We start from the raw sequence: 13,263 nt of genomic DNA on the forward strand, positions 1-13,263 counted from the left end.
AGGAGACGTTCATGCCGCAGACTCCCGAGGAAGAATCCCTGGGCTCGCTGATCGCCCGGGCGAGCGATCACATCTCCGACCTCGTCCGTTCAGAGATCAAGCTGGCCAAGGCCGAGTTCAGGTTCGACGCCAAGCGGGTCGGCATGGCGGGTGGCATGTTCGCCGCCGCCGCCTTCATGGCTCACCTGTGCCTGATCCTCGCCTCGTTCACGATCGCCTACGTGCTGGCGCAGTGGATGCCTCAGTGGGCGGCCTTCCTCATCGTGACCGTGTTCTACCTGCTGGTCGCGGGTCTGCTGGTGTTCATCGGGATCCGCCGGCTCAAGGGCCTGGCCGGGATGAAGCGCACCACCAGGTCGATCAAGGGCCTGCGGGAGATCGCCACCCCGGAGGACCAGACGCTGCCCGCGCTCAAGCCTGATCGCGAGCCGGTGACGCGTGATGGCGCCTGACGAGTCGGTCGTTCAGATCGAGGGGCCCTGGACGCACCGCTCGGTGCACGCGGGCGGCACCCGCTTCCACGTCGTGGAGGCGGGGCACGGGCCTCTGGTGATGCTGCTGCACGGGTTCCCGCAGTTCTGGTGGACGTGGCGCCACCAGCTCGAAGCGCTGCCCGCCGCCGGCTACCGGGCGGTCGCGGTCGACCTGCGCGGCTACGGCGGCAGCGACAAGCCACCGCGCGGCTACGACCTGCCGACGCTGGCGGCCGACGCGACGGGGCTGATCCGGGCGCTCGGCGAGTCCGGGGCGATCGTGGTGGGGCACGACTGGGGCGGGCTGCTGGCCTGGACGATGGCCGTGCTGGAGCCGAAGTGCGTACGCCGGCTCGTCACCGTGTCGGCCCCGCATCCGCTGCGGCTGCGCGGCGCCCTGGCGACCGACCCGTTCGGGCAGCTCAAGGCGAGCATCCAGGCCCTCGGCTTCCAGCTGCCGCTGCTGCCGGAGCACCTGCTCACCCGCCGCGACGGGAGGCGCGTCGGCCGCTACCTCGACGAGTGGTCGCGCCCCGGCTGGCCGGAGCCGGAGACCGCGCGCACCTACCGGGAGGCGTTCCGCATCCCCACCGTGGCGCACTGCGCGCTGGAATACCACCGCTGGTTCGGCCGCTCCCAGCTCCGCCCCGACGGCCGGCGCTACGCCAGGGTCATGCGCGCCGAGATCGAGGCGCCCACGCTGCAGGTGCACGGGGCGCTCGACCCGCGGGTGCTCCCGCGTACGGCGCAGGGTTCGAGCCGTCACGTGGCGGCCCCCTACCGGTGGCGGCTGCTCGAAGGTGCGGGGCACTTCCCCCACGAGGAGATTCCCGACGTGTTCAACCAGGAGCTGCTCGGCTGGCTGGCCGACCCGGAGCCCGACCGATGAGAGACCGTGACCCCGAGGGCCGGCCGCGCAGCGCCAGGCCGCGCGACGCGTACGGCAGGCCGCTCCCCTATGGTTCGCCCGGCATGCCCCGGGTGCCCGACGACTACGCGCCCACCACCGAGCAGGCGCTGGCGGACGGCCGCCGTTTCCTGCGCGACGGCCTGCCGTTCAACGCCCACGAGGTGTTCGAGGGCCGCTGGAAGTGCGCGCCGGAGGACGAGCGCGAGCTGTGGCAGGGGCTCGCGCAGATCTGCGTAGGGCTCACGCATCTCCAACGCGGCAACGGGCGCGGCGCGCTGACCCTGCTCAGCCGCGGCGCCGCCAAGGCGCAGTCGTACGGAGGCGCGTACGACGCGGTCGGCAAGGCCGCCTCCAGCCTGAGCCAGGACAGCGACCCCGGCGAGGCCATCGCCCTGATCCTGGCCACGCTGCCGGGCTGAGGGGTCAGTCGCACTCCTGCGTGCTGTCCCGCGTGGTGTCGTTGCGGCCCCTGGCGGCGTCGGGGGCGACCTCTTCGGCCGTCAGGACGTAGCCCGTCTCCTCTTCGTTGATCGCGGCGGCGAAGATCACGCCGTAGACGCGGCCCTCGGGCGTGAGCAGCGGCCCGCCGGAGTTGCCCGGCAGCACCTGGCCGCGGATCGCGTAGACCTTGCGCGTGACCGTCCTCTCGCGGTAGATGTCGGGGCCCTCGGCGTCGAGCTGGCCGCCGATCCTGGCCGACACGGCGGTGAAGCCCTGGCCCTTGGGGAAGCCGGCCACGATCGCGTCGTCGCCGCGCCCGCCGTCGCCGTCGAAGGCGAGCTGCGGCAGGTTGAGCCCGGGGACGTAGAGGATGGCGATGTCGCGCCGCGGGTTGTAGCGCACCACGGTGGCCTTGTGCCGCGTGTTGGTCGAGTCGATGATCTGGAGGTCTCGGGTCACGCCGGCGACCACGTGGGCGTTGGTCATGATGCGGCCGGGCGCGTAGACGAAGCCGGTGCCCTCGATGTGCTTGTTGCAGCTCTCCGCGTTGCCCTGCACCTTGACGATCGACCTGCGCGCCCTTTCGAGGCCTTCGCCGCCCTTCAACACGCTCTGGTCGGGCGGCGGCACGTCGATGATCGTGCCGGCGCCGATGGCGTCGAAGACGGGCGGGAACTCCGAGCGGTCGATGAACTTCTTGAACGGCGCCTGCCAGTTGCGCGCCGCCTGCGGGATCGCGTCGTCGACGGTGGTCAGCAGCGCGGAGTTCTTCACCTGGTCGACCAGCGGGGTGAACGCGGTGGAGACGATCAGCGACCCGATCAGCCAGGCGATGACCAGCACGGACAGGGCGCTGGCGAACGTGCCTCCGACGGCGTCGGCCACCCTGGCGGGCTCCCACGTGACGTGGCTGCGCACGACGGCGCCGAGCGTCGAGGAGGCGAACTGGCCGATGGTGGCGGCCAGGAAGACGATCACGATGGCGAGCAGCGCCTGCGGCGTGTCACCGTCGACGACGGCCTTGGAGATGGGAGGCGCGATGAAGACGCCGAGCACGGCCCCGCCCACGAACCCCACGAAGCTCATCGCTCCGATGATGAACCCCTGCCGGTATCCCGAGATGCCGAAGGCGATCACGAGGCCGATCAGTATGAGGTCAAGCAGATCACCGCGCACGCTTCAAAGGTAGCCAGCGATACGGTCAAGTGTGAACGTGTTCGGCCAGGACGGTGTCACCCTGCTGACTATCTTGGGCGCTATGCCGCCGGCCGAGGTAACAGTGCGCGATCTCATCGAGGCAGCTCTGCACGACACCGATCCGGACGGCCCGCTGCGCTGGCATGTGATCTCCATTCTGCGCCAGCGGAGCGATCTCGAGTCGTTCGTCGAGGCACGCCGGTTGTGCGCTGGAGACACGGTCTCCGAGCGGCTGCTGGGCGTGGACATCATGGGCATGTTGCAGCCGTTCGTGGACCGGACGCTGCCGGTGCTGCGCTATCTGGCCGCCAGTGAGGACGACGCCATGGTGCTCTATTCGGTGCTGATCGCGTTCGGCCACCTGGCCGATCCGCGCTCGCTGCCGTCCGTGATCGACCTGGCCGGCCACGGCGACGCCAGAGTGAGGTACGGGGCCGCGTACGCGCTGCAGCACGTGCTCGGCGAACCACCCGACCGCGCGGGGCTGGAGACGCTGCGCGCGCTGGCCGCCGACAGCGACGCCGACGTGGCCGGCTGGGCCTCGCTCGGCGTGGCCCTGCGTACGGCTCCCTGAGGAGCGGCTAGTCGCGGGCCGCCAGCGGCGGCAGGTCCTCCACCTGCGCGGGGTCCCACGGCCGGTCGAGCCCTGCCTCGCGCAGCACGGAGTCGAGCACCATCGCGGTGAACCCCCACACCAGCATCCCGCGCACCCGGAACGCCGGCCCGACCATGCCCCGGGGGTGCCGCAGGGAGATGCGGTTGACGGGATCGACCAGCTCGGCGATGGGCACCCGCTCGACGGAGTCGACCTCGTCGGGTGAGGCGGCGTGCACCGCGGACGGCTCGCGCCACCAGGCGATCACGGGCGTGACCCGGTTGTCGCTGAAGCTCAGGTAGAGCTCGGGCATCGTGCCCAGCACGTGGATGCCGGCGGGGTCGACCCCGGTCTCCTCCTCGGCCTCGCGCAGCGCCGCCTCGACGGGACCGGCGTCCTCGGGGTCGACGCCGCCGCCGGGGAACGCAGGCTGACCGGGGTGCCTGCGCCCGCGGTTGCTGCGCTGGATGAGCAGCACGTCGGGCCCGAACGGCCCGTCGCCGAACAACATGAGCACCGCCGCCTCCCTCCCGCCTGTCACTGGTGGCCGCAGTGCTAAGGGCACTCGGGCCCGCTGTGCCTGCGCTGCCAGGGTGTCGAGCCAGTCGGGCACTTGAGTCACGCATCCTCCAACACGCCGTGGCGTCGATCACTTCCCCCGTTCAGGAGAAGGGGCCGTTCCTGACAAGCTTCGCCGCCTCGGCGGCGGCCGTGGGGCCGGTGCCGTACGAGGGGCAGAGGGCGGCCAGCGGGCAGACGCCGCACGCGGGGCGCCGGGCGTGGCAGATGCGGCGGCCGTGCCAGATCACCCGGTGGGAGAAGATCGTCCACTCGCGCTTGGGCAGCAGCTCGCCCACGATGTGCTCGATCTTGACCGGGTCGGTCTCGTCGGTCCAGCCGAAGCGGCGCACCAGCCGCTGGAAGTGGGTGTCGACGGTGAGCCCCGGCACGTCGAACGCGTTGCCCAGCACCACGTTGGCCGTCTTGCGGCCCACGCCGGGCAGCTTGACCAGGTCCGTCAACCGGCCGGGCACCTCGCCGCCGTGGCGCTCGCAGATCGCCTGCGCCATGCCGATGATGCTGTTGGTCTTGGCGCGGAAGAAGCCGGTCGAACGGATGATCTCTTCCATCTCGGACCGGTCGGCGGCGGCGTAGTCGGCCACCGACGGATATTTCGCGAACAGGATGGGCGTGACCATGTTGACCCGCTTGTCCGTGCACTGCGCGGACAGGATGGTCGCCACCAGCAGCTCAAGGGGGTTGGTGAAGTCGAGCTCGCAATGAGCGTCAGGATAGGTCTCCGCGAGGATGCGGTTCATCTTGCGCGCCCGCCGCACTCGTGCGAGCTGGGTCTCCGGCTTGCGCCCCGCCGCGTTCGTGGCCATGTCGCAAGAGTAGAAGCTCTGGCAAACGGTTGGACCCGCGACAACCGCAGCGGGCGGCCTCCTGTCGGGCACCCAGAGGGGCGTCCGGTAACTTTCCTCCCGGAATCCGGTAAACCCGATCAACACGGGCATGCCCGGAACACCCCGGCATTCCCATAACCTGTGTGTGCCGCCCGAAGTGGGGTGAGTCACAATGGCAGCAGAGGAGGCAGTGTGAACACCGAAGACGTGCTGGGCAAGGCCCCCCTGTTCGCCGCGCTGGACCGCGAGAGCGCCGCGGCGTTGCGCACCAGCATCACCGAGGTCCAGTTGCCCAAGGGCCAGACGCTCTTCCACGAGAACGAGACGGGCGACCGCCTCTACGTCGTGCTCGACGGCAAGATCAAACTGTCCCGCACGTCGCCGGACGGGCGGGAGAACCTGCTCAGCGTGCTGGGGCCGAGCGAGATGTTCGGTGAGCTGTCGCTGTTCGACCCGAGGCCGCGCACGGCCACGGCGACGGCGCTGACCGAGGTGCGCCTGGCCGGGCTCGGCCACGACGACCTGCGGCCCTGGCTGACCGGCCGGCCCGAGGTGGCCCTGCACCTGCTGCGCGCGCTCGCCCAGCGGCTGCGCCGCACCAACGACGTGCTGGCCGACCTGGTGTTCACCGACGTGCCCGGACGAGTGGCCAAGCAGCTGCTCGACCTGGCCGAGCGGTTCGGCATCAAGACCGACGACGGCGTCCGGGTGCACCACGACCTGACCCAGGAAGAGCTGGCCCAGCTCGTCGGCGCCTCCCGCGAGACGGTCAACAAGGCGCTGGCCGACTTCGCCCAGCGCGGCTGGCTGCGCATCGAGGCCAAGGCCGTGGTCATCCTCGACATCGACCGGCTCTACAACCGGTCCAGATAGGTCATGAGGCGTCGAGATAGTCCAGCTGGGCCAGCACCGACATCTCCGCCGCCGGCCAGAGCGACCGGTCGACGTCGGCGTACACGATCTTGACGATCTGGCGTGCCGTGCGCGCGCCCTGCTCGCGCGCCGCCCTGATCTGGTCGAGCCGCTCGCGCCGGTGCGCGATATAGCCGTCGAGCGCGCCGATCGGGTCGGGGAGCACCGGCCCGTGGCCCGGTAGCAACGCCCGCGCCTCCAGGCTCTCCGCCGCCGCCCTCAGCCGGTCGAGGCTGCGGAGATAGTCGGCCAGGCCGCCGTCGCGGGCGACGATCGTGGTGCCCCTGCCGAGCACCGTGTCCCCGGTCAGCATCGCCCTGTCGGCGGGCAGCCAGAAGCACAACGAGTCGAACGAGTGGCCGGGCGTTCCGTACACGTGGAGCTCCAGCCCCGCCACGGTCACCACGTCGCCGTCGGCGAGGCCCTCGTCGCCCAGCCGGTGGCGCGGGTCGAGGGCCCGCACAGGCGCGTTCACCATCCGGGCGAAGCGCCTGGCGCCGCCGCTGTGGTCGAAATGGCCGTGGGTGAGCAGGATCTCGGTGACGCGGCGCTCGCCGAGATGGTCGCGTACGCGCTGAAGGTGTGACTCGTCCTCGGGCCCCGGATCGACGACCACCACCTCCTCGCCCGCGCCGATCACCCACGTGTTGGTGCCGTCGAGCGTCATGGCGGAGGGATTGGGGGCCAGCAGGTTCTCGGCGTGCTCCGTACGGGATCCGTCGGGCGTGCCGATCGGGATGCGCAGACCGCTCACGGGGCCATCACCAGCCGCATCTCGCCCTCGATCTCGACCGCCCTCGGCATGATGCGCACGATCTCCCTGGGCGTCGCCAGGACGTCGCCCACGCTGTCGCAGGCCGCCAGCTCGGTGAGCGTACGGTGCGTGGGCGGCATGAGGAAGATCTCCCCCTGGCGCGCCAGCTCGACCGCCTCGGCCGGGCGCTGCCACACGACCTGGTCGGCCTCCCCGCCCACGTCACGGGTGCGCTGCCCGTCGGGCAGCACGGCGGCGAAGAAGCGCGTGTCGAAGCGCTTGCGCTCGATCTCCGGCGTGATCCAGTGCGCCCACGGCTTGAGCAGGTCGGAGCGGAGCACCAGGCCGCGCCGGGCGAGGAAGTCGGCGAAGGCCAGGCTCCTGTCGATGAGGGCGAGCCGGTCGGCCTCCCAGTCGTCGCCGGTCGTGTCGGCGACCACGGAGCCGGGCCCTGGCCCCGCCAGCAGCACGCCCGACTCCTCGAACGTCTCGCGTACGGCCGCGCACACCAGCGCCCGCGCCAGCCGCTCGCTCGCCTTGAACACCGCGCCCCACTCCGCGGGAGACGGCCCGGCCCAGGCGACCGCCTGGTCGGCGTCGCGCTCGTCCACGGAGCCGCCGGGGAAGACGTACGCGCCCGCCGCGAAGGCCATCGTGGACTTGCGACGGAGCAGGTAGACCTCGGGGCCCTCGCGCAGCAACACCACGGTGGCGGCGTCCCGCGCGGGCACCGGCTCGACCCGTCCGGCGAGAACGTCCCGCGCCCGCGCGGCGAGCTCGGCTGGAAGCGGAATTCCGGTCACCCGACCTCCTTAGAACATCACTCGGTCATGGTGACATATCCCGATTCAGGCTACTTCGGCGATCAGCTCCACTTCCACGGGCGCGTCCAGCGGGAGCACGGCGACGCCCACCGCGCTGCGGGCGTGCTTGCCCTGCTCCCCGAAGACCTCCGCGAGCAGATCGCTGGCGCCGTTGGCCACCTGCGCCTGCTCGGTGAAGTCGGGCGCGCTGGCCACGAACACCACGGCCTTGACGATCCGCCGCACCCTGGACAGCTCGCCCAGCTCGCCCTTGAGCGCCGCGACGGCGTTGAGCGCGCAGATGCGGGCCTGCGCCCGGCCCTCGTCGACGCCCAGGTCGACGCCGAGCTTGCCGGTCTGGTGCAGCCTGCCCTCCAGCATCGGCACCTGGCCCGAGGTGTAGACCAGGTCGCCCGTGCGTACGGTGGCGACGTAGGAGCCCACCGGCGCGACGGGCGGCGGCAACGTCAGGCCCAGCTCTTCGATCCGCTGCTCAGGCGTCACTGCTTCTCCCGCTTGAAGTAGGCGACGAGCTGCTCGGGCGTGGCGCCCTGCAGGATCTGCACCAGCTCCCAGCCGTCGGCGCCGAAGTTGTCGAGGATCATCTTGGTGTTGTGGATCAACACCGGGGCCGTGAGGTATTCCCATTTCTTCATGGCTGTCAGCGTCTCACAAGAACCGTCATCACCACCTGCCACCGACGCGGCCCCAGTGTGAGCAATCTCAAAGGGTGGTCGTCGGCTTTCGACAAGTGACCGTTCGGTAGCCTCGAATCGTGGACTCTCCGGACACGGACTGGGCCGGCGTGCGACTGCACGTGGTCACCGGCAAGGGCGGCACCGGCAAGACGACCGTGGCCGCCGCTCTCGCTCTCGCTCTCGCCTCCGGCGGCCGAAAGGTGCTGCTCGTGGAGGTGGAGGGCCGGCAGGGCATCGCGCAGATCTTCGACCTGCCGCCGCTGCCGTACGAAGAGCGCAAGATCGCGGTGGCCCCCTCGGGCGGCGACGTCTTCGCGCTGTCCATCGACCCGGAAGCGGCCATGCTCGAGTACATGGAGATGTTCTACGGGATGCGCAGCGCGGGCCGGGCGCTGACCAAGATGGGCATCGTCGACTTCGCCACCACCGTGGCGCCGGGTTTCCGCGACGTCCTCGTCACCGGCAAGACGACCGAGGCCGTACGCCGGCGGGGCAGGAACGGCCGCCGGATCTACGACGCCGTCGTCCTGGACGCTCCACCGACCGGCCGCATCGCGCGGTTCCTCAACGTCACCCAGGAAGTGGCGGGCCTGGCCAAGGTCGGGCCCATCAAGAACCACTCCGAGCTGGTCAACAACGTGGTGAAATCCCCCGAGACCGCCGTGCACTTCGTCACGCTGCTGGAGGAGATGCCGGTCCAGGAGACGCTCGACGGCATCGCCGAGCTCCACGCCGCGGGCCTGCCCGCCGGCGGCATCTTCGTGAACATGGTCCGCGAGTCGCTGCTGCCCCAGGCCACCCTTGACACGGCCGTCAAGGGCCGTTTCGACGCCGGTGAGCTCGTGCTGGGGCTCAAGGCCGCGGGCGTGGCCGACGGCGCCGAGGCCACGGCGATGGCCGAGGCGCTCGCCGAGGAGCTCGTCGAGCACGCCCACCGCACCGAGCTGGAGAAGGCCGAGCGCGAGTCGCTGGCCGAGGCGGGCCTGAAGAGCTACGAACTGCCGCTGCTGGCCGACGGCGTCGACCTGGCCGGCCTGTACGAACTCGCGGAGAGCATGCGCACCCAGGGAGCAGCGTGAAGAAGCCCGCCACCCTCGACATCGACGCGATCCTCGACGACCAGGGCACCCGGATCATCGTCTGCTGCGGCGCCGGCGGCGTGGGCAAGACCACGACCGCGGCGGCGCTCGGGCTGCGCGCCGCGGAGCGCGGCAGGTGCGTGGTCGTGCTGACCGTCGACCCCGCCAGGCGCCTCGCCCAGTCGATGGGGCTGACCGAGCTGGACAACACGCCGCGCCTCGTCAGCTCCCCCGAGGGCGGCGGCCAGCTGTTCGCCATGATGCTCGACATGAAGCGCACGTTCGACGAGATCATCGAGGCGCACGCCGATCCCGAGCGGGCCCGGCAGATCTTGTCGAACCCCTTCTACCAGTCCCTGTCGTCCAGCTTCTCCGGCACACAGGAATACATGGCCATGGAGAAGCTGGGCCAGCTACGCCGCTCCGACGAGTGGGACCTGATCATCGTGGACACCCCGCCCTCGCGGAACGCGCTCGACTTCCTCGACGCTCCCGAGCGCCTCGGGCGCTTCCTCGACGGCCGGTTCATCAGGCTGCTGACGGCTCCGGCCAAGGCCGGGGGGCGCAGCGCGTTCCGGCTGCTCAACGCCGGGTTCGGGTTGATGGCGGGCGCGATGACGAAACTGCTCGGCGCCCAGGTGATCAAGGATCTGCAGACGTTCGTGTCCGCGCTCGACGCCGTGTTCGGCGGGTTCAGGCAGCGGGCCGAGATGACGTACCAGCTGCTGCAGGCCCCCGGCACGGCCTTCCTCGTGGTGGCCGCGCCCGAGCGCGACGCGATGCGCGAGGCGTCCTATTTCGTCGAGCGCCTGGCCGAGGAGCGCATGCCCCTGGCCGGTCTCGTGGTCAACCGCGTGCACGTGTCGCCCGCCCCGGCGCTCTCAGCCGCCCGCAGCGCCGCGGCCGCGGAAGACCTGGAGTCGAGGAGCGAGCATGAGCTGACCGCCGCCGTGCTGCGGCTGCACGCCGGTCGGATGCAGCTCACCGCCCGCGAGAGCCGCGAGCAGGAGCACTTCGCCTCGGCCCACCCCACGGTGCCCGTGGTGCGGGTCCGCGCCATGTCCGAGGACGTCCACGATCTCACAGGTCTGCGACAGATCGGTGACCTGCTGGCGACCGCCTGACAAAGAGAAAGTACGGCCGGCGGACGGCGCCGGCCGTACTCGCTCGTGGGCCTGATCAGCCCGCGATCAGCTCGTTGGTTCGTTCGTACTCTTCCTTGGCCGACTCGAGCAAGTCTCGCCACGAGTCGACGTCAGGACGCCGACGAAGCAGTGCACGCCGTTCTCGTTCTGTCATGCCGCCCCACACCCCGAACTCGATGCGGTTGTCCAGCGCATCGGCGAGGCACTCCGTGCGGACCGGGCAACCCCGGCAGATGAGCTTCGCCCTGTTCTGCGCGGCGCCCTGCACGAACAGGGCATCCGGATCCGCACCCTTACAGGCGGCACGGGAGGTCCAATCCGTGATCCACATTTTTCGACCCCACTCCCCTTAGGTGGTCAGTCGTCATTTGGGGCCGACGGGCGCGGGCGCCGAGCCTCCGTATTCAGTTGCCGCAGGGAGAACGTACGCAACGAGACGTTCGGGCCGACAGACCCCAGAGGACCAATTTCTCGAGCGTGATCTTGACCGGGAATGACTAGTCACCCCCGTCAGTCAAGGCGAAATGGTGTCGCACTACCGGTTCGGTCACCGTTTCGACGTACGCTAGGTAGCGTGCAAGCTCGCGGCAAAGATCGCTCCAACCCCGTTCTCAACATCCTGCGACTGATCATCGCCGGATCGGCGGCCGGGGTGCTCGCGGCCGCCGTGGCGCTGCCGGCGGTCGGCGGAGCCGGGATGTCCACGAAGAGCGCCGTCGAAGGGCTCAACCTCAAGCCCGAAAACCTCGATGAGCCTCCTCTGCCCGAGCGGACCGAGCTGCTCGATGCCAACGGCAAGAAGATCGCCTGGTTCTACTTCGAAAACCGTCAGTCCGTGCCCCTCGACAAGGTCGCGCCGATCATGCGGACGGCGCTCATCTCGATCGAGGACTTCCGTTTCTACCAGCACGGACCGATCGATGTGGAAGGAACGGCCAGAGCGCTGATGAAGAATTTCACCAGCGGCGGCGTGACACAGGGCGGCTCGTCCATCACCCAGCAGTACGTCAAGCAGGTGCTGGTCAACAAGGCGGAGACGCCGGAGGAATACCAGGCGGCGATCGCGCCCACCCTCTCCCGCAAGCTGACCGAGCTGCGCTACGCGATGGCGATCGAGAAGAAGTACACCAAGGACCAGATTCTCGAGAAATATCTGAACATCGCCTACTTCGGCGCCGGCGCCCACGGCATCCAGGCCGCGGCCAAACGCTTCTTCGACAAGCCGGCCTCCGAGCTCGACCTCGCCGAGGCCGCCACGCTGGCCGGCGCCGTGCAGAACCCCGCGCGCACCGACCCCAACGTCGACTCCGACTCCCGCAAGCGGCTGCTGGAGCGGCGCAACGTCGTGCTCGACCGGATGGCCCAGATCGGCAAGATCACGCCGAAGGACGCCGCCGAGGCCAAGAAGAAGAAGCTGGGCTACGAGGACGTCAAGATGTCCGGCGGCTGCGAGTCCAGCAAGTTCCCGTACTTCTGCCTCTACGTCCAGTACGAGATCCTCAACAACGAAGACTTCGGCAAGAACCAGGACGAGCGCCGCAAGCTGCTCCAGCGCGGCGGCATGAAGATCAAGACCACGATCGACCCCAAGATGCAGGCCGCCGCCGAGAAGGCCATCAAGAAGTACGTCAGCACCAAGGACAAGCCGGTCGCCTCGCAGGCCATGATCGTGCCCGGCACCGGCGAGATCAAGGCCATGGCCGCCTCCCGCAAGTTCGGCGGCAGCAAGAAGAAGAACGAGATGAGCTACAACATCGTGGCCGACGCGGCGCACGGTGGCGGGCGCGGCTTCCAGCAGGGCTCGACGGCCAAGGTCTACACGCTGGCCGCCGCCCTGGAAGAGGGCATGAAGTACAGCGACGGCTTCCCCTCGCCCTCCGGCTACAAGGCCGGCAGCTACAGCTCTTTCAAGAACTGCGACGGCAAGAACGTCGGCGACCCGAGCCACACCGTGCGCAACTCCAGCGAGGGCGGCGGCGGCTTCAAGACCCTGCAGACCGGCACGTGGGGGTCGGTCAACACCTTCTTCGTCAAGCTGTCGCAGGACGTCGGCCTCTGCAAGGTCGTCAAGATGGCCAAGCGCCTCGGGGTCAAGCGGGCCGACGGCCAGAAGCTCTCCGAGGTGGAGACGTTCACGCTGGGGGTCAACGAGGTCGACCCCGTCACGATCGCCAACTCGTACGCGGTGTTCGCGGCGCGCGGAAAGTATTGCAAGCCGCTGGCCATCACCGAGATCACCGACCGTAACGGCGCGACGAAGCAGTACGAACCGAAGTGCTCCCAGGTGATCGACGAAGAGGTCGCCGACGCGGTCAACGGCATCCTGGAGGGCGTCTTCACCAAGGGCACGATGAGCGGCGTGGGCGGCATCGGCAGGGACGCGGCCGGCAAGACCGGCACGACCGACAACTACATGTCGGCGTGGTTCGCCGGTTACACGCCTAACCTGGCCTCCGCGGTCAGCCTCGGCGACCCGCGCGGCACCTCGGCGCACAAGCTGATCGGCATCACGATCGGCGGCACTTACTACCCGTACGTGTACGGGTCCTCCATCTCCGGACGGATCTGGAAAGACTCGATGCTCTCCGCTCTGAAGGGGGTCGAGCCGCGGCACTTCACGGCGGTCGACAAGTCGCGGTTCGGCGGGTGCACCGACAACTGCGCGCCCAAGCCCAAGAAGAAGCGCGACGACCGGCGAGGCGACAGGGGCCCGCTCGACATCTTCGACCCGGGCAACCGCGACTGGCCCGGTGACGGCGACAGGCCCGCCTGGGAGGGGCGCGGCGGCGACGGACGGCCCGGGGGCTGGCGCGGCCGCGGCTGAACAGACGCGGTCCTCACGCGGGCGCG

16 protein-coding genes are annotated in these 13,263 nt (G+C 69.8%); 8 read left to right on the forward strand and 8 right to left on the reverse strand.

What is annotated here, in order from left to right; all coding sequences use genetic code 11:
- Nucleotides 1–11: 11 nt before the first annotated feature.
- From ABGA98_RS06880 to ABGA98_RS06890, 3 genes are read left to right on the forward strand one after another with little or no spacing between them, the layout of a single operon-like run.
- A complete protein-coding gene (locus ABGA98_RS06880) occupies nt 12–452 on the forward strand; it encodes a phage holin family protein (RefSeq protein ID WP_347617295.1) in 441 nt (146 codons plus the stop codon).
- Nucleotides 442–1,362 (forward strand): alpha/beta hydrolase, encoded by a 921-nt coding sequence (locus ABGA98_RS06885; RefSeq protein ID WP_347617296.1) that lies wholly within the window; start codon nt 442–444, stop codon nt 1,360–1,362. The genes ABGA98_RS06880 and ABGA98_RS06885 overlap by 11 nt, the downstream gene beginning before the upstream one ends.
- Complete coding sequence (locus ABGA98_RS06890; RefSeq protein WP_347617297.1) at nt 1,359–1,802, forward strand: DUF309 domain-containing protein; 444 nt, start codon at nt 1,359–1,361, stop codon at nt 1,800–1,802. Before ABGA98_RS06885 ends, ABGA98_RS06890 begins: the two co-directional genes overlap by 4 nt.
- A 4-nt stretch (nt 1,803–1,806) precedes the next feature.
- Here the strand turns inward: ABGA98_RS06890 and ABGA98_RS06895 are convergent, their stop codons facing one another.
- Nucleotides 1,807–3,000, reverse strand: a complete 1,194-nt coding sequence (locus ABGA98_RS06895; RefSeq protein WP_347617298.1) for a MarP family serine protease — start codon at nt 2,998–3,000, stop codon at nt 1,807–1,809.
- Nucleotides 3,001–3,082: 82 nt separating this feature from the next.
- Here ABGA98_RS06895 and ABGA98_RS06900 point away from each other — a divergent pair, with 82 nt between their 5' ends.
- Nucleotides 3,083–3,595 carry a HEAT repeat domain-containing protein gene (locus ABGA98_RS06900; protein ID WP_347617299.1) on the forward strand — a complete coding sequence of 171 codons (513 nt, stop codon included), beginning with the start codon at nt 3,083–3,085 and terminating at the stop codon, nt 3,593–3,595.
- A 7-nt stretch (nt 3,596–3,602) separates the two neighbouring features.
- Here the strand turns inward: ABGA98_RS06900 and ABGA98_RS06905 are convergent, their stop codons facing one another.
- Nucleotides 3,603–4,127, reverse strand: coding sequence for a CoA pyrophosphatase (locus tag ABGA98_RS06905; protein WP_347617720.1), 525 nt, complete (start codon nt 4,125–4,127; stop codon nt 3,603–3,605).
- Between the two features lie 151 nt (nt 4,128–4,278).
- Nucleotides 4,279–5,001 carry an endonuclease III gene (gene nth / locus ABGA98_RS06910; protein WP_347617300.1) on the reverse strand — a complete coding sequence of 241 codons (723 nt, stop codon included), beginning with the start codon at nt 4,999–5,001 and terminating at the stop codon, nt 4,279–4,281.
- Nucleotides 5,002–5,214: 213 nt separating this feature from the next.
- Between nth and ABGA98_RS06915 the strand changes: the two genes are divergently transcribed.
- Complete coding sequence (locus ABGA98_RS06915) at nt 5,215–5,895, forward strand: Crp/Fnr family transcriptional regulator (RefSeq protein WP_347617301.1); 681 nt, start codon at nt 5,215–5,217, stop codon at nt 5,893–5,895.
- A gap of 1 nt (nt 5,896) precedes the next feature.
- Here ABGA98_RS06915 and ABGA98_RS06920 read toward each other — a convergent pair whose 3' ends face one another.
- The 4 genes from ABGA98_RS06920 to ABGA98_RS06935 are packed head-to-tail and all read right to left on the reverse strand — an operon-like array spanning nt 5,897 to nt 8,147.
- Nucleotides 5,897–6,688 carry an MBL fold metallo-hydrolase gene (locus ABGA98_RS06920; RefSeq protein ID WP_347617302.1) on the reverse strand — a complete coding sequence of 264 codons (792 nt, stop codon included), beginning with the start codon at nt 6,686–6,688 and terminating at the stop codon, nt 5,897–5,899.
- Nucleotides 6,685–7,482 (reverse strand): NUDIX hydrolase, encoded by a 798-nt coding sequence (locus ABGA98_RS06925; protein ID WP_347617721.1) that lies wholly within the window; start codon nt 7,480–7,482, stop codon nt 6,685–6,687. Before ABGA98_RS06925 ends, ABGA98_RS06920 begins: the two co-directional genes overlap by 4 nt.
- Nucleotides 7,483–7,536: 54 nt before the next feature.
- A complete protein-coding gene (locus ABGA98_RS06930) occupies nt 7,537–7,995 on the reverse strand; it encodes a RidA family protein (protein ID WP_347617303.1) in 459 nt (152 codons plus the stop codon).
- Nucleotides 7,992–8,147, reverse strand: coding sequence for a hypothetical protein (locus tag ABGA98_RS06935; RefSeq protein WP_165959776.1), 156 nt, complete (start codon nt 8,145–8,147; stop codon nt 7,992–7,994). Before ABGA98_RS06935 ends, ABGA98_RS06930 begins: the two co-directional genes overlap by 4 nt.
- Before the next feature lie 119 nt (nt 8,148–8,266).
- Here ABGA98_RS06935 and ABGA98_RS06940 point away from each other — a divergent pair, with 119 nt between their 5' ends.
- Together ABGA98_RS06940 and ABGA98_RS06945 are read left to right on the forward strand one after the other, a co-directional pair.
- The gene (locus tag ABGA98_RS06940) at nt 8,267–9,268 is read left to right on the forward strand and encodes an ArsA-related P-loop ATPase (protein WP_347617304.1); all 1,002 of its coding nucleotides are present in this window, start codon (nt 8,267–8,269) and stop codon (nt 9,266–9,268) included.
- Nucleotides 9,265–10,392, forward strand: coding sequence for an ArsA family ATPase (locus ABGA98_RS06945; protein ID WP_347617305.1), 1,128 nt, complete (start codon nt 9,265–9,267; stop codon nt 10,390–10,392). The genes ABGA98_RS06940 and ABGA98_RS06945 overlap by 4 nt, the downstream gene beginning before the upstream one ends.
- 55 nt (nt 10,393–10,447) lie before the next feature.
- On the opposite strand, the gene ABGA98_RS06950 is transcribed toward ABGA98_RS06945, so the two are convergent.
- Nucleotides 10,448–10,744, reverse strand: a complete 297-nt coding sequence (locus ABGA98_RS06950; RefSeq protein WP_090771382.1) for a WhiB family transcriptional regulator — start codon at nt 10,742–10,744, stop codon at nt 10,448–10,450.
- Between the two features lie 243 nt (nt 10,745–10,987).
- Here ABGA98_RS06950 and ABGA98_RS06955 point away from each other — a divergent pair, with 243 nt between their 5' ends.
- A complete protein-coding gene (locus ABGA98_RS06955) occupies nt 10,988–13,237 on the forward strand; it encodes a transglycosylase domain-containing protein (protein ID WP_347617306.1) in 2,250 nt (749 codons plus the stop codon).
- The last annotated feature ends 26 nt before the right edge of the window (nt 13,238–13,263 follow it).

Source organism: Nonomuraea sp. B1E8 (genome assembly GCF_039871515.1).
Classification (GTDB): domain Bacteria; phylum Actinomycetota; class Actinomycetes; order Streptosporangiales; family Streptosporangiaceae; genus Nonomuraea.

Coding starts and splice junctions, on each gene's coding strand:
- ABGA98_RS06880 (WP_347617295.1), top strand. CDS start 12: ATGCCGCAGACTCCCGAGGAAGAATCCCTGGGCTCGCTGATCGCCCGG.
- ABGA98_RS06885 (WP_347617296.1), top strand. CDS start 442: ATGGCGCCTGACGAGTCGGTCGTTCAGATCGAGGGGCCCTGGACGCAC.
- ABGA98_RS06890 (WP_347617297.1), top strand. CDS start 1,359: ATGAGAGACCGTGACCCCGAGGGCCGGCCGCGCAGCGCCAGGCCGCGC.
- ABGA98_RS06900 (WP_347617299.1), top strand. CDS start 3,083: ATGCCGCCGGCCGAGGTAACAGTGCGCGATCTCATCGAGGCAGCTCTG.
- ABGA98_RS06905 (WP_347617720.1), bottom strand. CDS start 4,127: ATGTTGTTCGGCGACGGGCCGTTCGGGCCCGACGTGCTGCTCATCCAG.
- nth (WP_347617300.1), bottom strand. CDS start 5,001: ATGGCCACGAACGCGGCGGGGCGCAAGCCGGAGACCCAGCTCGCACGA.
- ABGA98_RS06935 (WP_165959776.1), bottom strand. CDS start 8,147: ATGAAGAAATGGGAATACCTCACGGCCCCGGTGTTGATCCACAACACC.
- ABGA98_RS06950 (WP_090771382.1), bottom strand. CDS start 10,744: ATGTGGATCACGGATTGGACCTCCCGTGCCGCCTGTAAGGGTGCGGAT.